Consider the following 21,835-nt stretch of genomic DNA (forward strand, 5'->3'; position numbering starts at 1 on the left):
CTCTTTCGCGCGCTAACGGGGTTGGCGGGAGAGTCCATTTTGAACGCTCGTCGACTGGGTGGGCTCATACGTGCTGGCTGGTTTCGCACGCCAATTTGCTGCGGTGTCGTTGTCCCATGCGGGCGTGAAGGTCGGATCTCGGATCGGCCTCGCCTCGCTGGTGCTGCTTGCGGCTGCCGGTTCGGTTCATAACGCCGCTGCGCTGAACGAGACCAAGACGCTCTCCTTCCACCACACCCATTCCGGCGAAGACCTCACCGTCACCTTCAAGCGCGATGGCCGCTACGACGAAGCCGCGCTGAAGACGCTCAACCACTTCCTGCGCGACTGGCGCACCCAGGACGAGACGGTCATGGACCGTCACCTCTTCGATATCCTCTGGGAAGTCTATCGCGACGTCGACGGCAAGCAGCCGATCCAGATCATCTCCTCCTATCGCTCCCCCGCCACCAACGCCATGCTCCGCCGCCGCTCCTCGGGCGTGGCGCGCTTCAGCCAGCACATGCTCGGCCATGCGATGGACTTCTACATCCCGAACGTTCCGCTGGAGCAGATCCGTTTCGCCGGCCTGCGCCTGCAGCGCGGCGGCGTCGGCTTCTACCCGACCTCCGGCTCGCCCTTCGTGCATCTCGACACCGGCAGCATCCGGCACTGGCCGCGCATGACGCATGACCAGCTCGCCCGCGTCTTCCCGGACGGAAAGACCGTGCATCTGCCGACAGACGGCACGCCGATGAAGGGCTATGAGCTCGCCAAGGCTGAGATCGAACGGCGCAGCAGCGGCGACGACGGCGCCAGCAAGCCGGGCTTCTTCGCTGCACTTTTCAAGGGCAAGTCGGCTCCCGCCGCCAGCAGCGACGAGGACGACGAGGGCGCGGCCGAGAAGCCGGCGGCACCCACCGTGGTCGCAACCGCCAAGCCGGCCGATCCGGTCCCGACGCCCCGCGCCAAGCCGTCAGTCGCCGCCGCGATCCAGCTCGCTTCGGCCGACGCCCAGCTGGTTGTGCCGCCAAAGTCGAAGCTCGCCCCCGTGGCTGACAAGCCGGCTGCCGGCAAATCGTCTGACGGCAAGCCCGAGACCCCGGCCGACATCATCAATGCCCGCGGCTTCTGGGATGCGCCCGCTACGCCGCAGCAGGCGACGCCCGCCCAGGTCGCAGCCCTGAGGGCGCGCCAGGCGCTTGCCGCCGCCACCGACCCGCAGCCGACCGCGAGCGTCTCCAACGCAACCCTTCAGGCACTGGCTTACGCGCCGGCCGCCTCCCCGGTCGACCGCGCCAACGTCGTCGCCGCCTCTGCGCCGATCCCGCGCGGCGTGCGCCCGGTGTCCGCGGCCCGCAACGCCGCGCCGGCCACCGAGATCAACACGGTCGTCAGCAAGAGCACCGACGGCATGATCGCCACCGCGACCCGGCTCTCCGCCGCCAAGGGCGAGAGCATCTGGCTCAAGATCGTGATGCTGTCGCCGAGCGCCAGCCGCGCGATGTCGGTGACGCTGATGGGCGAGCTCGATACGGTCGCGTTGCGCGGCTATTTCGTGAAGCCGCAGGCCGTGATCGCAATGGGCTTCACCGACGATCCCATGCAGGGCCTGTCCTGCGACAGTTTCTCGGGCAGCGCCACCGCCAAGCTCGAGACGACGTCGTTCGTCGTGCGCACCGCCGCACTGCGCTAAGGCTGATAGCCTTCGCTATTTCCTGCGCCGCCGATCGAGATGATACGTCAACGCCAGCGACAGGCAGACCGTGAGCTCCTGCTTCGGCAGTGCGCCGGACAATGGCAGCAACAGCGCCCGCGTCTGCCGATACTCGAATTGATCCGGAAAGCGCTCGCGGAACGTGTCGATCAACGTGGTCTTGCAGTTGAACAGAATCGCAGGATGCTCTGAGTCTTTCACGCGCCCGAGCCGGATGGTGCTGCCGCTTCCGGTCTCCTCGGTGAGATAGGCAGGCTCGCCCCATTTCAGCGCCTCGGTCAGCGGACCGACGTCGTCATGCGCCTTGGCCGTCGCAAAGATGAGCTTGCGCACGTCGAGAAGGCGCCGGCGGACCGTCGGCGGAAAAGCCTCGAAGACTCGGCTCACCTCGCGCGGCAACGGGGGCTCGCTCACGGATTCCTCCTGGATGGATCGACGATCAGACCGGCAGGCCTGCCCCTAGAAGGCCCGCCTCGTAGCGCTGACGGTCCAGGCCGCGCTTATAATGCTGGGTGGAGAGATGATTGGCCACTGAAAATGACGGCTCGCGCTTGAGAACCTCGGCCGCGTGAGCGCCGGCCGCAATCGCGTTGCCCATCTGCGCAAAGATCGCGGCGAGGAAGGCGTGATGGGTGTGATCGGGTCGTGTGACCCGTGAAAAGGCCTCGGCGGCTTCGGCGTATTTCTCGGCACAATAATAGGCGCGCCCGAGATGGCTCCAGAAGCGTTCCGGGTGATACGGGTTCAGCCGCATCGCCTTCCTGATCCAGTCGATGCCCTCCTCCGGCCTCCCCAGCCAGGTCAGCAGTTCGCCCTGCTGCACCACGACGAGATCATAGTTCGGATTGAGCGCGAGCGCCCGCTCCTGATGGTAGGTGGCCTTGTCATGGTCGTCGCGGTTCAGATTGAGCGCCGCGAGAATACGGTGGACGTCGCTATCATTGTCATCGAGGGCCAGCGCGGTCTCCAGCTCAGAAGCCACCTGCTGGAACGTGGCGTCGCGATCCGCGCACCAGCTATAGACCCAGGTCTGGCCCAGGACGCACGCCTTCCACGCGTGTGCGTGAGCATAGTTTGCATCCAGCTCGAGCGCCCGATCGAGCAGAAGTTGCGCCCGCGCATTGTCTTCGCGATTGGAGCGATGGTGCAAGACCTTTGCGGCCAGCACGCATTCATAAGCCGCCATGTTGTCCGTGGGCTTGCGGTTCGCCCGATCGTGCGTGGCCGCCTCGACGCGGCCGGGCAACGTGGCGGCGATCGCCCGGGTCATCTCGTCCTGGATGGCGAAGATGTCCTTGAGCTCGCCGTCGTAGCGTTCGGCCCAAATGTGCCGGTCGGTTTCCGCATCGATCAGCTGCACGGTGACGCGGACGCGATCTCCGGCCTTTCGCACACTGCCCTCGATGACATAATCGACGCCGAATTCGCGGCCGACGTCCTGCACCTTGACCGCCTTGCCCTTGTACACAAAGGTCGAGTTGCGGGAGATCACCAACAGGTCGTGGAAACGTGAAAGCTCGGTGATGATGTCTTCGGTCAGGCCATCCGCGAAGAACTCCTGCTCCGGATCGCCGCTCATGTTGGCGAAGGGCAGCACGGCGATGGACGGCTTCTTCGACTTGCCGGTCGCCCTCGCAGTGCCCTTCGTGCCGTCTGATGCGGTTGCCGGGCTCTCCTCCAGTCGTATCCGGTAGACCCGGATCGGACGGACGATGTTCTTGACGTTCTGCTCGCCGATATCCTCGAATGCAACGCCATCAAGCCGCTCGCCGAGCTGGTCGCGCACCGCGCTCGAGATGCAGATGCCTCCAGGCTCCGCCAGTGCCTCCAGCCGCGCCGCGACGTTGACGCCGTCGCCGAAAATATCGTTCTGGTCGACGATGACGTCGCCCAGATTGATGCCGATGCGGAATTGCATCCATCGCGGCGGCGGAACGTCGGCGTTGCGTCGCCCCATCCGGCTCTGAATTTCAGCAGCGCACAGCACGGCGTCGACGACGCTATGGAATTCCACGAGCATGCCGTCGCCCGTCGTCTTGATGATGCGGCCGTGATTTTTGGCAATGGCCGGATCGATCAGCTCGATCCGGTGGGTCTTGAGGCGCGCGAGCGTGCCAGCCTCATCGGCCTCCATGAGCCGACTAAAGCCGACCATGTCAGCCGCGAGGACCGCTGCGAGCCTGCGCTCAGGTCCAGGCACATCCATTGCTCGGTCCCTTCACCGGGCACTCTAGCAGACAAGCAGATTTTGCCCAAGCTGGGTGCGCTGCGGCGGGACGAGGTACTCCTACCGGTGACGCTGCGGCCTCATCGCCTCAGATCATCCCCAGCGCCTGCATGTAGGTCTCGAGAATGGTCTCGGCCTCGGCGCGCTCGTTCGGGTCCTGCTTGCGCATGCGCACGATGGTGCGCAGCGCCTTGACGTCGTAGCCGTTGCCCTTGGCTTCGGCGAAGACGTCGCGGATGTCGTCGGAGATCGCCTTCTTCTCTTCCTCCAGCCGCTCGATGCGCTCGATGATGGATTTGAGCTGGTCCTTGGCAAATTTCGTCGCAGGCTCGTCGTCGCGGACGGCGGCGGAGGTGGCCATCTTGGTACTCCCAATGGAACTGGCAAAACGAGGTGACGCCGGCATCCTCACCGCGCGTGCTGGCAAGACCCTTAGGGTTGGTGCCGATTGCGTTCAAGCAAGCATCGCGCTCGTCCACAGCGCGCCCACACCTTCCTGCAGGTGAGCGAAGAAAGCTGTTGTGTGGTGCGACTCAAGCCGCGCGCCCCGGACAGTCCCTCAGTGGCTGTGGGGATGGACCTTCTTCATCGCCTCGAGCTGCTCAGGGCTGGCCGTGCCCTGGTGCTTCGCCTTCCAGGTCTCGTAGGGCATGCCGTAGACGGCCTCGCGGCTCTCGTCCTTGCTCAAGCTCACACCTTGCGCGTCGGCGGCGTCCTTGAGCCAGTTGGACAGGCAGTTGCGGCAGAAGCCGGCCAGATTCATCAGATCGATGTTCTGGACGTCGGTCCGCGTCTTCAAATGATCGACCAGGCGCCGGAAAGCGGCCGCCTCGAGCTCCGTTCTGGTTTTGTCGTCGATCGCCATAGCTGGATCCCTTGGCTGGCCCCGATGTCGTCACCCTTACGGGATCAGGTGGGGTCCTGTCACAGATTTTGCCATATCGCGGTGCAAACGGCGCTCTTAGGTGACCCTGGGCCGGTTCCGCCCGCCCCTACGCCAAATCGTCAATGATCTGATATAGCTTCCGCGACAATGATCGCCGAATCTCCCCGCTTCCCCCTTCGCCTGCTCGCCCGGTTGGTCCCGGTGCTGGTGGTTGGCCTGCTGTGCATCTGGGCCAGCCCCGCCTCGGCCGATTTCCGGCTTTGCAACAACACCTCGAGCCGGGTCGGCATCGCGCTTGGCTACAAGGACGCCGACGGCTGGACCACCGAGGGCTGGTGGAACATCTCGTCCCGCTCCTGCGAGACCCTGCTGCGGGGAACGCTGGTCGCCCGTTACTATTACATCTACGCGATCGACTATGACCGCGGCGGCGAATGGTCGGGGCAGGCCTTCATGTGCTCGCGCGACAAGGAATTCACCATCCGCGGCACCGAGGACTGCCTGGCGCGCGGCTATGACCGGACCGGCTATTTCGAGGTCGATACCGGCGAGCAGCGCGCCTGGACGGTGCAGCTCACCGATGCCAACGAGCAGCCCGCCCAGCAACGTGTCCCCGGCATGCCCGGCCCTGTCGGCCCCGGTGGCGGCGTTCCGGGTTTGCCCAATAGCCCGCCCGGTGGTACGCCCCCCGCCGCGCCTGGCCTTCCGCCAGCCCCCTCGCCACCGTCTGGAAATAAGCCATGAGGCGTCTTCGCCGTATCAAGATTCTCGCGACCCTTGGACCTGCCTCTTCGGATCTCGCGATGATCCGCCGCCTGTTCGAGGCCGGCGCCGACGTGTTCCGCATCAATATGAGCCACACCCCGCATGACAAGATGCGGGAGCTGGTGGCGACCATCCGCAATGTCGAGTCGAGTTACGGCCGCCCGATCGGCATCCTGGTCGACCTTCAGGGCCCGAAGCTCCGGCTTGGCGCGTTCGCGGAAGGCTCAGTCCAGCTCCAGAACGGCCAGACCTTCACGCTTGATTCCGACAAGACCCCGGGCGACGCCACGCGCGTCAATCTTCCTCATCCGGAAATTCTAGCTGCGCTCAGGCCCGGCCATGCGCTGCTGCTCGATGACGGCAAGGTGCGGCTGATCGCGGAGGAGACCACGAAAGAGCACGCGGTGACCCGCGTCGTGGTCGGCGGCAAGATGTCCGACCGCAAGGGCGTCAGCCTTCCGGATACCGACCTGCCGGTCTCGGCGATGACGCCGAAGGACCGCGCCGACCTCGAGGCTGCGCTTGTCACCGGTGTCGACTGGATCGCGCTATCCTTCGTGCAGCGTGCCGACGACGTGCTCGAAGCGAAGAAGATGATCCGCGGCCGCGCCGCGGTCATGGCCAAGATTGAGAAGCCGCAGGCGATCGACCGCCTCGCCGACATCATCGAGGCTTCCGACGCGCTGATGGTGGCGCGCGGCGACCTCGGCGTCGAGCTGCCGCTGGAGCGGGTGCCGAGCCTGCAGAAGCAAATGACGCGCATGGCGCGCCGCGCCGGCAAGCCGGTGGTGGTCGCAACCCAGATGCTGGAATCGATGATCCAGTCGCCGGTGCCGACCCGCGCCGAAGTCTCCGACGTCGCCACCGCCGTCTATGAGGGCGCCGACGCGATCATGCTGTCGGCGGAATCGGCGGCGGGCAAATTCCCGGTCGAGGCGGTCTCGACCATGAACCGCATCGGCGAGGAAGTGGAGCGCGACCCGATCTACCGCTCCGTGTTGACGGCCCAGCGCCCCGCACCGGAAGCCACCGCGGGCGACGCCATCGCCGACGCCGCGCGGCAGATCGCCGAGACGCTCGACCTGCCCGCCCTGATCTGCTGGACCAGCTCGGGCTCGACCGCCGTGCGCGTGGCGCGCGAGCGGCCGAAGCCGCCGATCGTGGCGATCACGCCAAACATTCAGGCCGGCCGCCGGCTCGCCGTGGTGTGGGGCGTGCATTGCGTGGTGGCGGAGGATGCGCGCGACCAGGACGACATGGTGAGCCGCGCCGGCCAGATCGCCTTCCGCGACGGTTTCGTCCGTGCCGGCCAGCGCGTGATCATCGTCGCCGGCGTGCCGCTCGGCATTCCCGGCACCACCAACATGGTGCGCATCGCCTCCGTCGGCCCCGAGGGCGACGCGAATTTGTGAGGCGGCAGGCAGGCCGCCACCAAAAACCGCGAAAACAACCCCATGCACAGTAGCCGGCCGGTCCGGCTGCTTTGCGCGGGTTTTGCGAAAAGGCGTGCTCCAGCAACGGCCTGAGCGCGATCAGCTCGAGGCTCCTATCGCACCGGCTTTTTCAGGCCCCGACCAGCGCCTTGGTCGTCGGCAGCAGCGTCTGCTGCACCACCAGACCACGGGCGCGGGCGTCCATGACGCCGACGGCACGCAGCGCAAGCAGTGTCACGGTCTGCACCGCATCGCGCATCTTCACGGGATCTTCGAGATTGTCGGGCGCTAGCGGGCCGACCAGCGCTTCGTGCAGCGCACCCAGCAGCGCGGTCGCGGCCAAGGCGGTGTCCTGCGCCGGCAGATGGCCAGCGCGCACGGCTGCATCGATCCGGGCGGCGATCTCGCCGGCAATCTCGCGGCGGCTGGCAAGCCGTGAGGCACTGACATCGACATCGACAGGCTCGGCCAAAATGCCCCAGGCCAGCCGGCGCTGCGACAGCGTATGGACGGCCACCGTGGTCACGGCCGCCGCCAGCGCGGAGGACGGGCCAGGCGCGGCATCGGCCGCGCGCCGGATCGCCGCGAGCTCGTCGCGGGAGACCTCGGAGATCAATTCGGAGATCAGCTCGGCCTTGGAGGGGAAGTAGCGATAGACGGTGCCGGCCGCCACACTGGCGCGGACCGCGACCGGTGCGATCTGCACCGCCGCCATGCCGCCTTCGGCTGCGGCTTCCCTTGCCGCCGCCAGGATGGCGCTGCGCCGAGCCGCAAGGCGCTTAACCACTTGATGCGTTCGCCGATAAACCATGGCGCGCTTCCTGTCCCACACGCTTGCCGCACGCCCGCGGCCGAACGCTTCGTCACTGCAATAGATGCAAATCGCCCCGCAAGGACTGAACAACTATTCAGGGGGGATGACAAGAAGCAAATGCGTGATGCCGGTTTTCGCGCTTCGCATCGTTGCACCCGCTCTGGCTGCGCGGACAGCCAGCTTCGGCGTACCCGAATCCGGACAGCTTCGGGCGACGGCGGCGGCACCCCGCTGCGTCTGCCGGATGGCCGTGCGACGGCTCGACCGAGCGCGACCTTTTACGCGCAAAACGGCAAAGTTCCCGCACCGATTCATGCAACCTTAACTGGCCGGCCATAGTCCTACTTGCGTCAATCGGAATTTGGCCATGCAGCTCACAAGCGTCCTTTCTGCGTCGCGCCGCGTTTCCGAAAAAGGACTGCGACCTGCGCACATGGCGCCTTGATGCTGCAGCGCGCGACAACCGCCACTGACTTGCGAGAGTCCATGCCTGCGGCCGGAGGCCTGCGGCGATCATGGACGACGAACCTGCGCGGGAAAACGCTTGCACCCATCGCCATTGTCGTCTGCTCGATGCTGGCAGGCGCGCTCTACACCTTCGCGATGGGCGAGGACGTCAACTGGGATTGGCAGAACTACCACGAATACAATGTCTGGGCCGTGCTCAATGGCCGCTATGGCGTCGATGCGATCCCACCGGGCTTTCAGACCTACTTCAATCCGATCGTCTATTTTCCCGTCTATTACCTCCGCCACTTCCTGCCGTCGCCGTATGGGCTGATGATCATCGGCGCCGTTCACGGCCTCAACCTCGCGCTGATTTGCCTGTTTGCACGCCTGGTCCTGGGACAAGCCGCGACCTTCGCTGCGATCGCGGCGGCGGTCGCCATCGCCGCCTCGGGCCCGATGACGCTTTCGGAAGTGGGCACGAGCTTTTCCGACGTGCTGCTGGCACTGCCCGTGATCGGCGGTTTCCTTCTGATCCTGGTTGGGGATCGCCGGCCGACAGTCCGCTATCTGCTGGCCGGACTCCTGATCGGCGCCGCGGTCGGGCTGAAGCTGACCAATGTCGTCTACGCAATAGGCGCAGCCGCGGCAGTGCTCGCCGCCGCGCGTCCGCTTCGCGCGAGTGTCCTGCTCGGACTTGGCGGGATTGTCGGCGCGGCGCTCACCGGCGGCGAATGGTGTCTGATCGCCTGGCGCGACACCGGCAATCCGATCTTCCCGCTGTTCAATGCCGTGTTCCAGTCAGGCGAGGTGGCGGCCATCAATCTGATGGATGCGCAGTTCATGCCCCACGGCGTGCTCGACGCACTGGCCTACCCCTTCTACTGGGTGGTGGGCGATCACAGAGGTGCCGAGCATCCGTTCCGCGACGCACGCTTCGCGGTGGTGACGGTTCTGCTCGTGCTCGGCCTGCTTGCGCGCATGACGCGCAACAGCGCGATCCTCACACGACGTGACGTGCAGCTGGTGGTGCTGTTTGCAGTCTCCTATCTGGCGTGGATGGGCCTGTTCTCGATCCAGCGCTATGCGGTCATTCTGGAATTGTTGTGCGGCCCGATCATCGTTCTGCTGCTCGCGCGCCTCGCTGCGAGCGCGGGGCCGACATTCCCCACGACGTCGCCCGTTCCGCTGAATGCGCTGATGTTGACGGTTGCAGCCGCGATCGCATTGTGGTCGCAGCCGGCGGACTGGTGGCACCGTCCCTGGTCCGAAGCCTACCGGCCGAAGATCGCCGATGAGCTCGGTCAGCCCGCGACCTACTTCATCCTCGGCAAGCCGCTCGCCTATATCGCGCCGCAGCTTCCGCCACAGTCGCGCTTCTACCTGCTCGCCGATATCGGTGTGCCTATCGTCCCCGGCGGCATCTTCGACCAGCGCATCCGCGCCGGATTGAAGGCGCCCCTGCCCGGCGGTCTCCGCGAATTGCACATGCGCGGCGAACCGGACCGCAGCGCGCTGCTGGATCGCTACGCGCTTGCCATCGATCCCGCCAGGCCCTGTGTCGCCATCGAGGGCGCCCGCCCCGGCACAATCCTCGAAAGCTGCCCGCTCATTGAGCGGGGCTCGCGTTAGCGGACTTGATCCGCGGACGATGCTCAACGTGCCGTTGGCCACACCGTCATGTGGACAATATTTCTGTTTCGGTGCTGCGGCCCCCCGTCGGGTTCTCGTTCGTCAACCAGCCCGCCTCCCGCACGATGGCGACGGCTGACCGGGCGACGGGGGCCGTGATTCCGTTGGCGAGTTGCAGTCGCAGATTGCGGCCCTCGGTAACGGCCCGCACGACCGCCTTCCTCGCCACCCACCAGGAGCGATGGACCTGCAGGCCATCGGCATTTTCGAGCGCCATCATCGCCTGGTTGAGCGTTGCCAGCACAAGGCGAGAGTTGCCGGCGGTATGGACGCGCACATAGTGGTCCTCCATCTGCAGGCAAAGCACCGCGGACGGTGGCGCACCGAGTAGCCCGAAAGCGGTTGGCGGCGCTTCGCCGGCTTCCCTGGCCTGTTGCCGGCGATGTAACCGGGCCTGCGTAAAAAGGGTGAAACCCAGCACAATCGGCAAGGCGGTAATCAGCCCCTGCAAGTACCAATCGAGTGGTCGCAGGATTTTCAGGAAAGGCCATATCGATACCGCGATCGACACGACCCAGATCTGGAATGGCGCGTTCAGGATGACGACACCGAGGACGATCGACATCCAGGTCATCGCTGGGTTCAGGCGGAACCGCAGCACCACCCGGACAAGCGATCCGAAAATGAGGATTCCTGGCAAGAAGCAGGCGAGTTGAAACGCCACGCGCTGCCAAATCGGTCCATTCAGATAGCTCCCAAACGGTCCGATCAGGCCGAAAAAGATTGCGCAGACGCTCGCGATCGCGAGGTCGACGGCCCAATCCCGCAGAAAGTCACTACGGCGCGTGTCACTCATAAGGCCATTATAATGGCGGTTTGCCCGCCGGCGAACCCATTCGCCCGTTGGCGAACAATTGCTGGCGCAGGCCTGTGCCGTTTGCTGGATCCTTGGCGTCCCACTCGCCAGAGGTTCCCATGCGCACCACGATTGCCTCCATTTTCGCCGTACTCATCGCAGTCACCGCCGGTCAGGCCGACGCCGCGGTCGGGTTCCAGCATTTCAGCATCGACGATCCGCAAGGCCCACCTATCGAGGTGGGCGTCTGGTATCCGACCACGGTGACCCCGAAGCTGGAGGCGGCCGAGACCGGTCAACAGATGGTCGCCCGCAACGCGCCGGTTGAGGGCACCGGTCTGCCGCTGGTGGTCATATCGCACGGTCACGGAGGCTCCTATGCCGGGCACCTCGACACAGCCACGGCCCTGGCCAATGCAGGGTTCGTCGTCGCCGCTCTGACGCACAATGGCGATAGCTGGCGCGACCAAAGCCGTCCGACCGCAATCTGGGAACGGCCACGGCAATTGAAGCTGCTCACGGATTACATGCTGGGCGCATGGAGCGACCACGGGCGCCTCGATGCCAATCGCGTTGGCGCGTTCGGCTTCTCGGCAGGCGGCTTCACGGTGCTGGCGGCCGCCGGCGGCGAGCCGGACCTTCAGACCCTTCCGTCGCACTGCAAGGCGCATCCCGCCTTCGAAGACTGTCAGATCATGGGAGAGCACCCGTTGCTGCCGGATACCGCTATCGTCTGGACCCACGATCCGCGCATCAAGGCGGTGGTCTCCGCCGCGCCCGCTCTCGGTTTTGCGTTCGGGACCAAGGGTCTGGCGGCGGTCGTCCAGCCGGTCCAGCTCTGGCGGGCCGAGGATGATCAAGTGCTGCCACACCCCTATTATGCGGAAGCCGTTCGGCTCGCTTTGCCGACGCTGCCCGAGACGCACGTCGTGGTTAACGCCGGGCACTACGACTTCTTGAAGCCGTGCCCTGCGGACCTGGCAACCCGCGCGCCGGCAATCTGCACAAGCAAACCGGGTTTCGACCGCGCTGCGTTTCATGAGCGCTTCGATCACGACATCGTCGCCTTCTTCAAGCGGACGCTGCCGTAGCAGGTCACGCCGATCGGAGCTTGCCCGAGCTTCTCAGTTCGTTCGGGTTGCCGCGAGCTGCAGCGATGATGCAGCCTCGGCAGCCCGCCAGGCTGCGCAGCGGCCAAGGATCAGCCCGTACACGATGAGGATCGCCGGGAAGCCCACCGGCTGCCCGAGAAACAGGAAGGTCGCAAGCAGCGCGAAGACGAGAGCCAGGGCCATCACCTCATGGCGGGCAAAACCTTCATCGAGCCCGGCGCGGATTAGAAAGGCCACCGCAATGCCCAGCACAACCAGATCGTACATGAAGAGATAGGGCGTCGTGAGCAGCGTTGCCGCCGCGAGCATCGCCGCCTTCAACGCGTAAGGCAGCCTGCTCCGCCACATCGCGACCAGCACGACGGCGACCGCTGCCGTCAACACCCACTGGAAGATCCATCCAAGCTGCTCGGTGCCGCCGACATAGCGCACCAACGCGAAGATGCTCTGCATCTTGAACCAGGGCGCCCTTCCTTCGGTCAGGAAGGCCTGCGAGAACATCGGAATCCAGTGGAAGAAGGCCTGCCAGCTTTCGGTCCCGAATGCGAGCCAGGACACGCCTGCAATCGTCACCGTGACGACAGCGGCGGTGAAAAGCACCGTCCACTCGGCGGCGGCGATCAGCACCAGCGGAAACAGCAATCCATATTGGGGTTTGTAGCTCAGAAGGCCCAGGCAGATTCCAGCCAGCACGGGCCGCGTCGGCAGCAGATAAAGCATGCCGCCGATCAGGGAGGCGGTGAGAAAACCGTTCTGCCCGACCAGGATGTTGATGAAGGTGGCAGGAAATCCAATCGCAAGCACCAGGCCCGCGTTGCGCCCGATGATCGCGCGCATCACGGCGAGATAAGGCACGATGCTGAACGCGGCCCAGCCGATGAAAGCCACGGCATAGGGAAACTGCGCGAGGAGAGAGGCGACGAACAGGAAGGGCGGCGGATAGTGCCAGGCGAAATGGCCGACAAAATCCTGCTTGAGCAGCGCAAGCTCGACCTGCTTCTGGATGTCCCAATCCCAGGCCTGTGCGGGATGGCCGTCGAGTGCCAGTTTTCCGGCCGCCCAGACATTGACGAAGTCCGTCGGGATGCCGCGTCCGTCCGCGCCATAGATCCACGCATGCGTGAGATAGGCCGTCGGAAAATACGCCAGCGTGACGATCGCCAGCACGAAGGAGATGTTAAGGAGCGTCGCAGGGAGTGCGCCGTGACGGGCAACAGCAGGCGGGGCGGACGAAGCTTCGGCCATACGGCTTCCTTTGACGCAACACGGTGACGCAGATGCGTTCAAGCCCTACACCCAAGGGACTTGAAGGAGGCTTAAGCCGGATTGTCGAATGCCCGGCGCCGATGCTGCCGGCAAAGCAAAAGAGCCCCGTCGATGACGGGGCTCTTCGCTATTCCGTAGATCGTGCAGCTTACTTGAGGCTGGACGAGATCGAACCGAACTTGGCATTCAGCGTGGTGCCGAGCTGGTTGACGACGGTGATGATCGCCAGCGCGATGCCGGCGGCGATCAGGCCGTATTCGATGGCGGTGGCGCCGGATTCGTCCTTCACGAAACGCGAAACGAGGTTCTTCATAGACTGCTCCAAAGGATACACGTGGCTTCAACTGGTCTGGTCTTTTCGGCTTCCCAGCGCCGCCCGACCATGGAACCCAACGTAAGGGCAAAGACTTGCGCCGCAGTTAATTCGACTGCGGAAATACGGAACCGTTTGTATGTATTGGCCGATGGTAAACCGAAATCTAAAACGATCGGTTAAATTGCGGGACATACACCGGCGCGGTCTCCGTTGGAGCGCAGTTCATCACGCTCTAATTCCACCGATTTACGGGAAGTTATGACCGCCATGGTCAAATGCCGCCCGCTCGGGCAATCCGACAAGAACAAGACGAGGCGGCATGTCCCTATCCTTCACCAACAGCATCACGGTGCAGAGCCGCGCGCGAGCGCTGGTGCCGCTGTGTGTCGGCACGGGCGCCTATCTCTTCTTCCTCTATATCGGCGACACCCTGCTTCAGGACTCCGACTCGTTCTGGCAGATCAAGATCGGGCAGTGGATCCTCGATCACCACGCCCTGCCCTATACCGACTTCTATTCCTTCACGCGCTCCGGCGAGCCCTGGATCTCGACGTCCTGGCTGTCGCAGATCCTGTTCGCCATCTCCTATGCGCAATGGGACTGGGCTGGGCCGGTGGTCCTCACCGCGCTTGCGATCGCCGCGTCCGCTGCGATCTTCGTCTACCTGCTCGAGGCGCATCTCGAAATTCCGCGCGCGGTGCTGTTCGCGATGCTGGCCGTGCTGCTGTCGCTGCACCACATCCTGGCGCGGCCGCACATGCTGGCGCTGCCGGTGATGATCGCATGGGTCGGCATCCTCATGAATGCGGCCGACCGCAAGGTCACACCGTCCTGGGTCTGGCTGCCGCTGATGTCGCTGTGGGCGAACCTTCACGGCGGCTTCGTGCTCGGCCTCGCGCTGATCGGCCCGATGGCGATCGAGGCAATCTGGACGTTGGATTCCGGCAAGCAGATCCGGCTGCTCGCGCGCTGGTTCCTGTTCGGCGTCGCCGCCATGGCCGCTGCCTGCGTCACGCCCTATGGCTGGCGCACGCTGCTGGGAGCGACCAACATCCTCAATCTCGGCGAACTGCTGTCGGTCATCTCGGAATGGATGCCGGCGAATTTCGCCTCGTTCTCCGCGTTCGAAGGCGCGATCCTCGGCCTCATCGCGATCGGCCTGTTTCGCGGCCTGACGCTGTCGCCGCCGCGCATTCTGCTGATCCTGCTCTTCACCTGGATGGGGCTCACCCATGTCAGGAGCATCGAGGCCTTTGCCTTCCTGGTGCCGCTGGTGCTGGCCAAGCCGCTCGGCGAGACATCGCCGCTGCCGCAAGATACTGAGCAAGCCGGCGAGAGCTGGGCAGCGCACTACGTCACCATCACCGGCGCGCTGATGATCGCGGCCGCGGCCTGGACCACGACCTCGATCTACATGTCGCATCATCGCTTCACCTTCACGATGGACCAGACGCCGGTCGCCGCCGTCGACCTGCTCCAGCAACGCAAGGCGCAACGCATCTTCAACGGCTACCAGTTCGGCGGCTATCTGATCTCGCGCGATATCCCGGTGTTCGTGGACGGCCGCGCCGAGCTCTATGGCGAGAAGTTCGTGATGGACTTCTTCAAGGGGGTCGAGGTCAAAAAGCTCGATAACCTGACGCGGCTGCTGGAAGAGTACAAGATCGACGCCACGCTGATGGGCGCCGACACCCCGGCCGCCCAGGTGCTCGATCATATCAAGGGCTGGAAGCGGCTCTATGCCGACAACATCGCCGTGATCCATGTGCGCGATGGCGCGCCCGATGCGGCCGTGCCGGCCAAGCCATGACCATCGCGGCCAGTGTTCCGATCGCGCGCGCCCAGCGCAATCTGGCGCCGCTATGCATCGCGGCCGCGATCTTTCTGCTGCTGTTGGTGAGCGGCGACAGCCTGCTGCACGATCCCGACACGCTCTGGCAGATCAAGGTCGGCGAGTGGATCCGCGATCATCGCGCAGTGCCCTGGACCGACTTCTATTCGTTGACCCACCAGGGTGATGTCTGGCTATCGACCTCATGGCTGTCGCAGGTCCTGTTCGCGACCGCCTATTCGCATTGGGGATGGGCCGGGCCCGTCGTGCTGACCGCGGCCGCGATCGCGCTGGCGATGGGATTGCTGCTGGCCTTCCTGCAACGGCATCTCGACCTGCCCTATGCGCTGGTGTTCTGCCTGCTGGCGATGACGCTGGCCGCGCCGCATCTGCTGGCCCGCCCACATGTGCTGGCGTTGCCGGTCATGGTCGCTTGGGCCGGCGGCTTGATGGCCGCGGCTGATCGCGGCCGCGCGCCCTCCTTCCGGCTGCTGCCGCTGATGGTGCTGTGGGCCAATCTTCACGGCGGCTTCGTACTGGGCCTCGCTCTGATTGGCGCGATCGGTCTCGAAGCGCTCTGGCGCGCCGCGCCGCCGCGCCGGTTGGCGCTTGCGATGCGCTGGGCTGCGTTCGGGCTCGGCGCGCTGGCGGCGAGTTGCTGCACACCCTATGGCCTGGACACGCTGCTCGGTGCAGCGCGCATCCTCAGTCTCGGAAAGTCCTTCTCGGTCATTGCCGAATGGCGTCCGGCCGATTTCAGCTCGTTCAGCCCGTTCGCAGGCGCGCTGCTCGGGCTGCTCGGTCTCGCGCTGACGCGTGGGCTCACGCTGTCGCCACCGCGCGTGCTGCTGATCCTCGGCACCACCTGGATGGCGCTGGCGCATGTCCGCAGCATCGAGACCTTCGGCGTGCTCGTTCCTCTGGTGCTGGCGCAGCCGCTGAGCGGCTGGTTCAGGACCGTGTCTGATGCCCCGCGCAGCTTGAGAATGGCTCCTGGTGCTCCGGCGGCGCTGGCCGCGGTGGCGATCGTGCTCGCGACCGCAAGCGCGACGGCGACCTTTGTAGGCCGTCATGCCTTCGAATTCTCGACGGCACAGGCGCCGGTCGCGGCGGTAGATGTGCTGACCGAGCGCAAGGCGGCGCGCATCTTCAACTCCTACGGCTTTGGCGGCTACCTCATCGTCCGCGACATCAGGCCCTTCGTCGACGGCCGGTCGGAGCTCTACGGCGAAAAATTCCTGATGGACTATTTTGCCGCCGAAGACGGCCGCGACGTCCCGGGACTGCTGCGCATGCTCGACGACAACAGGATCGACGCAACGCTGCTGACGCCGGATTCACCGGCGGCGCAGATGCTGGATCATATCAAGGGCTGGAAGCGGATCTACGGCGACGGCATCGCGGTGGTCCATGTGCGCGACAATGCCGAAGGCGCGGCCGCTACGACATCGAAATGAGGACGCAGCTCCGGGAGAGCCGTCATTCATCTTCGATCACGAAAACAGAAAGGTCCCGATCAGCAGGCCCGCAGCGAAAGCGAGAAGCCCCAAAGTGGAGGCTGAAACGATCCGGATGAGGATGCGGACTTGCTCCTCGTACTCTTCTTCTGCGGTCTTGTGGGACTGAGCCGTCATTGCAACTGCCCTGCCATCGCCCAGATGGGGCGAATGTACCCTCGAAATCGTGGCCAACAAGAGGCATTTTGGCCCCGCCGCGATGCCCTGTTCGTGATCTGGCGGGCCTCTCTTCAAGGGGGCCATTGATGCTCCAGTAGCCCGGATGGAGCGCAGCGTAATCCGGGACCTTGTCGCCGCGCAGATAGATCCCGGATTTCGCTGCGCTCCATCCGGGCTACAAGAAAGCGCGCAGGTCGCCTCAATTCCCCGTCTGCAACTCGCCGAAGCGTTCCCAGGTCTTGCCGTTGAAGCGCATGAACTGCATCTGGTCGACCGGGACATGGTCGCTCGGGCTGGTGTTGATCTTGATGCCGGGCAGCAGCATCGGCAGTTCGAGATCGTGGATCGAAAACGCCTGCTTCAGGATGTTCTCGGTCGACAGATCGTCGCCGCAGGCCTTCAGCACCGCCTCCAGCGCCATCGCGCTGTTGTAGGAGTTGACGTAATTGGTGTCGTGCTGGTCGGCCTCCGGCACATATTTCGTCATGAACTCGTGCCAGGCCTTGACGGCGGGATCGTCCTTCCAGGCGGGATCGTCGGGGTCCTTCACGTAGGCGGTGGAGAGAATGCCGGTGCCGGCCTCCACGCCTGCGGGCTCCATCACGGTCGATATCCAGACCGCGACATTCGACAGGAACGTCATCGGACGCCAGCCGATCTCGAAAGATTTGCGGATCGCCTGCGCCGCGAATTTCGGCGTCGCTGCGATCACGAAAACGTCGGCGCCCGAGGCCTTCAATTTCACGATCTGGGAATCGATGGTCGGGTCCTGGATCTCGTAGGTCGCATTGGTGACGACGGAATCGTATTTCTCGCCGAGCACGTCCTTGAAGCCGGCGAGATAGTCGCGGCCGTAATCGTCGTTCTGCGAGATCACGGCGAACTTCGCGTTCGGGTTCTTCGCCAGCGCATAGCGCGCATAGAGCCGCGCCTCGTAGCGGAACGGCGCCTGCACGCCCATCGTCGCCTGCGGATATTGCGTGATGTCGGCGAATTTCGAGGCGCCGGAGCCGATGAAGAGCTGCGGCACGTTCTTGCTCTGGAGATATCTTGCGATCGCGGTGTTATGCGCGGTGCCGATCGAGGAGAAGATCAGCGCGACCTCGTCACTTTCCACCAGCCTGCGGGTCTGCTCGACCGATTTCGGCGGCGCGTAGCTATCGTCGAGCGAGATCAGCTTGACCTTGCGGCCGTTGATGCCGCCCTTGTCGTTGAGCATCTTGAAATAGCCGACCTCGCCCTTGCCGAGCGCACCGAAGGCGGACACCGGCCCGCTATAGGGCATGGTCTGGCCGATCTGGATTTCCGTCGCGGTGACGCCGCGCATCTCGGCGGCAAGCGAAGCGGCAGGCAGCATGAGGAATGTTAGCGCGGCGATCTTTGCGATTAGATGCATGAAATTCCTCCCGTTTTTTTATGCCTGCCGATTTCCCGTGAGATGGGTCTCTGCCTCGCAACCATTGCCGGCCATTCACCGAATTAGCGATATTTTTCCATACATTTCCATTGACGGAGTGCGGCGGGAACGGCAGTTTAGAAGCGGTCTAGCTATCTCCAATTTCAAGGCAGATATTTTCGGGATGGGGCGTACTTAGAACCTGCCGCAACCATGACGGCAGCTTGACGACCGCAAGGGGCGGACGATCGAGACAAATAGAATCAGAATCCCAGAATGATGCGCCCGCAAGGGCGGTCAGCGCGCCTGTAGGGGCGGTCAGCTTCCGAGCATATCCTCCTGGTCCGCGAGATACGAGACAGCGGCGACGGCCGCGCATCGCCCGGAGGTGGTCCGACTATGAAACATTCAGCTAGCGCGTTCAGATTCCTGGACGACCAGTCAGATAGTTTCATCGAAAGTGCGTGGTTCGATCAAGTCGTCAGCCCGGTCATTCCGGCCGGTGCCGGCCAACTACACCGACGGGCGAGATGGACTCCCAACCTATTTTTCGGTCGATGGAACGCACTTGCTGACCCAGTTCCACAACTCGGCCACCACCGGCAGCTTCGATCATCAGGACCCCGGCGACTGGAACATCGGGGACGATTCGTTCGGCTTCGGCATAGCCGGCCACGTCGATGTTCTCTCGGCAACCGATCTCAGCGTGCTGGACGTCCTGGGCTGGACTCCAAGCGTCCCGGACGACTATCGCAACACGCTGACCGACACGACGCATCCCTTCGGCTCGATCGCGGTGAATGGATCCAGCAGCGGGACGATAAATACCGACGGCGACCGCGACTGGTTCCAGGTCTCTCTCGCCGCGGGCCATCACTACGTGATCCGCGAGCAGGGCGAACTCTTCGGCCAGGGCACTCTCCCGGACCCGCTCGAAGTGTTGCACGACAGCGCCGGAAACACGGTCGGCTCCAACGACGACGTCAATACGGCTACCGGCTATACCGACTCCCAACTTGTCTTCACACCGGGCACCAGCGGAACCTACTATGTCGAGGCCGCCGCCTATAACGATCAATCCACCGGCACCTACAAAGTCTCCGTCTCGAATGTCGACCTGGCGACGGCAAACGATTTCAGCGGCGACACCAAGTCCGACATCCTGTTGCGAAACGACGCCGGCGTCGTCTCCAGCTGGGACATGAACGACGGGACGCTGGTGCGAAGCAATTCGTTCGGGGCCGTGCCGGCCAGCTGGCACATTTATGGCAACGCCGACTTCAACGGCGATGGCAAAACCGATTTGCTGTGGTTGAACGACAACGGCACAGTCGTGACCTGGGATATGAACGACACCACCACGCTCAGCACGCATACCGTCGGCGCGCTTCCGTCGAACTGGCACATTGTCGGCACCGGCGACTTCAACGGCGATCGCAACGCCGACATCCTGTTGCGCAACGACGCCGGCGTTCTTGCGACCTGGGACCTGCATGACGGGGCGTTTGTGAGCAGCAATTCATTTGGCGTCGTACCGCTCAACTGGCACGTCGCGGCCACTGCCGACTTCAACTCGGACGGTCACACCGACATTCTGTGGCGCAACGATACCGGATCGATCGTCACATGGGACATGGACGACGCCACCACGCAGAACACCCACGACCTGGGCATCGTGCCGGCCAACTGGCACATCATGGGCACAGGCGATTTCAACGGCGACAACTATACCGATATCCTCTGGGAGAATGATGCCGGCGTGGTCGCGATCTGGGACCTCAACAACAGCACCATGCTCGCCAGCAAGACGGTAGGACAGCTGCCCAGCAACTGGCATATCATCGATACCGGCGACTACAACGGCGACCACAAGACCGATATTCTGCTGCGCAACGATGCCGGCGTGGTTGCGACCTGGGACATGAACGACAACGTGACGACCAGCACCCACACGCTGGGATATTTGCCGCCGAACTGGCACATCGTCGTCTAGTCGGGGGCGGAGCGGATCCGGCCGAGCCTGACCTCGGTCGCGGTGACGCCGCGCATCTCAGCGGCGAGCGAAGCGGCGGCCAATGTCCCGTGGTCGAACAGGAAAGCGTGTCATGCTGCTTCGCAATCTCTTCATCGCATCTCTCGTTGCGGTCTCGATCAGCGCGGCGCGTGCGGCGCCGCCATGGCTGAGCCTGCCGCCGACGCCCACCTTGCCCAAGGCGGCACAGAGCGGCTTCGCGCCCGTCAACGGCATCAAGGTCTGGTACGCACTATTCGGCCGGGGTGAGCCCGTCCTGTTGCTGCATGGCGGCCTCGCCAACGCCAACTATTGGGGGCACCAGGTCCGTGCGCTGCAACGGCACTATCAGGTCATCGTCATGGAGAGCCGCGGGCATGGGCGCAGCAGTCGCAACCAGGAACCGTATGGCTACGATTTGATGGCCTTGGACGTCATCGGTGTGCTCGACCATCTCAAGATCAAGAAGGCGGCGATCGTAGGCTGGAGCGACGGCGCGATTATCGGCCTCGACATCGCCATGAAGCACCCTCAGCGGGTGAGCAAGCTATTCGCATTCGCGGCGAACTCCGATCCATCAGGTGTTGCCGACATTGCAACAAGCGACGTCTTCAACGCCTACATCGCCAGGGCGGGCGAGGAGTACAAGCGCCTCTCGCCGACCCCGACGGAATACAAGAGCTTCGTCGCCGAGATCACCAGGATGTGGGAGAGCCAGCCGAAATGGTCGACCTCGGACCTCGCAGCGATCAAGGTCCCGACCTGGATCGTGGATGGTGATCACGACGAGGCGATTAAGCGCGAGAACACCGAGTTCATGGCGGCGAACATTCCGGGGGCCGGCCTGTTGATCCAGCCGGAGGTCAGCCACTTCTCGTTCCTGCAGGATCCCGAGCAGTTTTCAAACGACATACTGCATTTTCTGGGGCGTGGTGGTGCCGCTGCGAGGTGAGACATCAAAGCGTAGCGTGCCACCATCTCTGCCGTGATTGCTGAGAGATGGTGGGCACGGCGCAAGCGCGCCTTTGCCCACGAGAGCGATGCTATTTCGCGAGCTTGGCGCGGTCCTTGAGGGGGATCACGAGCTTGAGGCCGGACCAGACATCGTCGACGGCGCAGATCTTGATATCGACGAGGCCGTTGGCGAGCGCGGTCTCGCGCACCAGCGCTTCGGTGACGTCGGTCGCGACGCCGGACGCTTTCTTCGGCCAGGATGCCCAGATCATCCCATCCGGCGCGATCGCCTTGCGATAGCCGCGCAGTTTTGCGGCGAGGCCTTTGGCCTCGGCTGCGAAGAGATGCACCATATCGAGCGGCGCCCTCGCGGTTTTAGCGATCGTCACATCGTCGGGCAGCTTGCCGACGAAATCGTCATAGGCAGTGGAGGAAAGACCGTCCACAAAAATACAAAAGCCCGGCTTGATGCCGAGCTTTTGCACTAATGGTTTGCCGGAGTAGCCGGCCATAGGAC

At 64.1% G+C, this 21,835-nt stretch carries 20 protein-coding genes; 9 read left to right on the forward strand and 11 right to left on the reverse strand.

The features are described from left to right. The first annotated feature begins 70 nt into the window (after window positions 1-70). Complete coding sequence (locus tag FXB40_RS09705; RefSeq protein WP_246207485.1) at window positions 71-1,675, forward strand: peptidoglycan L,D-endopeptidase MepK; 1,605 nt, start codon at window positions 71-73, stop codon at window positions 1,673-1,675. Between the two features lie 15 nt (window positions 1,676-1,690). Here the strand turns inward: FXB40_RS09705 and FXB40_RS09710 are convergent, their stop codons facing one another. From FXB40_RS09710 to FXB40_RS09725, 4 genes are all read right to left on the reverse strand, one after another. Then, window positions 1,691-2,110: a DUF1801 domain-containing protein gene (locus FXB40_RS09710; protein WP_148771981.1), complete on the reverse strand. Its 420-nt coding sequence runs from the start codon at window positions 2,108-2,110 to the stop codon at window positions 1,691-1,693. Window positions 2,111-2,135: 25 nt separating this feature from the next. Further along, window positions 2,136-3,902 (reverse strand): adenylate/guanylate cyclase domain-containing protein, encoded by a 1,767-nt coding sequence (locus FXB40_RS09715; protein ID WP_148771982.1) that lies wholly within the window; start codon window positions 3,900-3,902, stop codon window positions 2,136-2,138. A 109-nt stretch (window positions 3,903-4,011) separates the two neighbouring features. Next, window positions 4,012-4,284, reverse strand: a complete 273-nt coding sequence (locus tag FXB40_RS09720; RefSeq protein WP_007596286.1) for a DUF2312 domain-containing protein — start codon at window positions 4,282-4,284, stop codon at window positions 4,012-4,014. Window positions 4,285-4,482: 198 nt separating this feature from the next. Next, complete coding sequence (locus tag FXB40_RS09725) at window positions 4,483-4,788, reverse strand: DUF1244 domain-containing protein (protein WP_148771983.1); 306 nt, start codon at window positions 4,786-4,788, stop codon at window positions 4,483-4,485. Between the two features lie 168 nt (window positions 4,789-4,956). Here FXB40_RS09725 and FXB40_RS09730 point away from each other — a divergent pair, with 168 nt between their 5' ends. Continuing rightward, entirely contained in the window at window positions 4,957-5,553 is a 597-nt protein-coding gene (locus tag FXB40_RS09730; RefSeq protein WP_148771984.1) for a DUF1036 domain-containing protein, read from the forward strand. Beyond that, window positions 5,550-6,986 (forward strand): pyruvate kinase, encoded by a 1,437-nt coding sequence (pyk, locus tag FXB40_RS09735; protein ID WP_148771985.1) that lies wholly within the window; start codon window positions 5,550-5,552, stop codon window positions 6,984-6,986. The genes FXB40_RS09730 and pyk overlap by 4 nt, the downstream gene beginning before the upstream one ends. 151 nt (window positions 6,987-7,137) lie before the next feature. Here the strand turns inward: pyk and FXB40_RS09740 are convergent, their stop codons facing one another. Continuing rightward, window positions 7,138-7,818, reverse strand: a complete 681-nt coding sequence (locus FXB40_RS09740) for a TetR/AcrR family transcriptional regulator (protein WP_148771986.1) — start codon at window positions 7,816-7,818, stop codon at window positions 7,138-7,140. 489 nt (window positions 7,819-8,307) lie between these two features. Between FXB40_RS09740 and FXB40_RS09745 the strand changes: the two genes are divergently transcribed. Next, complete coding sequence (locus tag FXB40_RS09745) at window positions 8,308-9,900, forward strand: glycosyltransferase 87 family protein (RefSeq protein ID WP_187436756.1); 1,593 nt, start codon at window positions 8,308-8,310, stop codon at window positions 9,898-9,900. A gap of 46 nt (window positions 9,901-9,946) precedes the next feature. Here FXB40_RS09745 and FXB40_RS09750 read toward each other — a convergent pair whose 3' ends face one another. Then, complete coding sequence (locus tag FXB40_RS09750) at window positions 9,947-10,756, reverse strand: LytTR family DNA-binding domain-containing protein (RefSeq protein ID WP_148771988.1); 810 nt, start codon at window positions 10,754-10,756, stop codon at window positions 9,947-9,949. Between the two features lie 119 nt (window positions 10,757-10,875). Here FXB40_RS09750 and FXB40_RS09755 point away from each other — a divergent pair, with 119 nt between their 5' ends. Then, window positions 10,876-11,847, forward strand: coding sequence for an alpha/beta hydrolase family protein (locus FXB40_RS09755; RefSeq protein ID WP_148771989.1), 972 nt, complete (start codon window positions 10,876-10,878; stop codon window positions 11,845-11,847). Between the two features lie 33 nt (window positions 11,848-11,880). Here the strand turns inward: FXB40_RS09755 and FXB40_RS09760 are convergent, their stop codons facing one another. Together FXB40_RS09760 and FXB40_RS09765 are read right to left on the reverse strand one after the other, a co-directional pair. Further along, window positions 11,881-13,113: a glycosyltransferase family 87 protein gene (locus tag FXB40_RS09760; protein WP_148771990.1), complete on the reverse strand. Its 1,233-nt coding sequence runs from the start codon at window positions 13,111-13,113 to the stop codon at window positions 11,881-11,883. Between the two features lie 169 nt (window positions 13,114-13,282). Beyond that, window positions 13,283-13,447, reverse strand: a complete 165-nt coding sequence (locus FXB40_RS09765) for a Flp family type IVb pilin (protein WP_148771991.1) — start codon at window positions 13,445-13,447, stop codon at window positions 13,283-13,285. Window positions 13,448-13,769: 322 nt separating this feature from the next. Between FXB40_RS09765 and FXB40_RS09770 the strand changes: the two genes are divergently transcribed. Both FXB40_RS09770 and FXB40_RS09775 read left to right on the forward strand, forming a co-directional pair. Next, window positions 13,770-15,260, forward strand: a complete 1,491-nt coding sequence (locus FXB40_RS09770; RefSeq protein ID WP_148771992.1) for a hypothetical protein — start codon at window positions 13,770-13,772, stop codon at window positions 15,258-15,260. Beyond that, a complete protein-coding gene (locus FXB40_RS09775) occupies window positions 15,257-16,738 on the forward strand; it encodes a hypothetical protein (RefSeq protein ID WP_148771993.1) in 1,482 nt (493 codons plus the stop codon). The genes FXB40_RS09770 and FXB40_RS09775 overlap by 4 nt, the downstream gene beginning before the upstream one ends. Before the next feature lie 36 nt (window positions 16,739-16,774). Here FXB40_RS09775 and FXB40_RS09780 read toward each other — a convergent pair whose 3' ends face one another. Beyond that, window positions 16,775-17,041 carry a hypothetical protein gene (locus tag FXB40_RS09780; protein WP_148771994.1) on the reverse strand — a complete coding sequence of 89 codons (267 nt, stop codon included), beginning with the start codon at window positions 17,039-17,041 and terminating at the stop codon, window positions 16,775-16,777. Between the two features lie 115 nt (window positions 17,042-17,156). Beyond that, window positions 17,157-18,314 carry an ABC transporter substrate-binding protein gene (locus FXB40_RS09785; RefSeq protein ID WP_246207494.1) on the reverse strand — a complete coding sequence of 386 codons (1,158 nt, stop codon included), beginning with the start codon at window positions 18,312-18,314 and terminating at the stop codon, window positions 17,157-17,159. A 607-nt stretch (window positions 18,315-18,921) separates the two neighbouring features. Between FXB40_RS09785 and FXB40_RS09790 the strand changes: the two genes are divergently transcribed. Both FXB40_RS09790 and FXB40_RS09795 read left to right on the forward strand, forming a co-directional pair. Continuing rightward, complete coding sequence (locus tag FXB40_RS09790) at window positions 18,922-20,346, forward strand: FG-GAP repeat domain-containing protein (RefSeq protein WP_148771996.1); 1,425 nt, start codon at window positions 18,922-18,924, stop codon at window positions 20,344-20,346. A 112-nt stretch (window positions 20,347-20,458) separates the two neighbouring features. After that, complete coding sequence (locus FXB40_RS09795; RefSeq protein ID WP_187436757.1) at window positions 20,459-21,316, forward strand: alpha/beta fold hydrolase; 858 nt, start codon at window positions 20,459-20,461, stop codon at window positions 21,314-21,316. A gap of 91 nt (window positions 21,317-21,407) precedes the next feature. Here FXB40_RS09795 and FXB40_RS09800 read toward each other — a convergent pair whose 3' ends face one another. Next, window positions 21,408-21,830: a DUF3052 family protein gene (locus tag FXB40_RS09800; RefSeq protein WP_148771998.1), complete on the reverse strand. Its 423-nt coding sequence runs from the start codon at window positions 21,828-21,830 to the stop codon at window positions 21,408-21,410. Window positions 21,831-21,835: the final 5 nt, after the last annotated feature.

Source organism: Bradyrhizobium rifense, from assembly GCF_008123425.1.
GTDB lineage: Bacteria > Pseudomonadota > Alphaproteobacteria > Rhizobiales > Xanthobacteraceae > Bradyrhizobium > Bradyrhizobium rifense.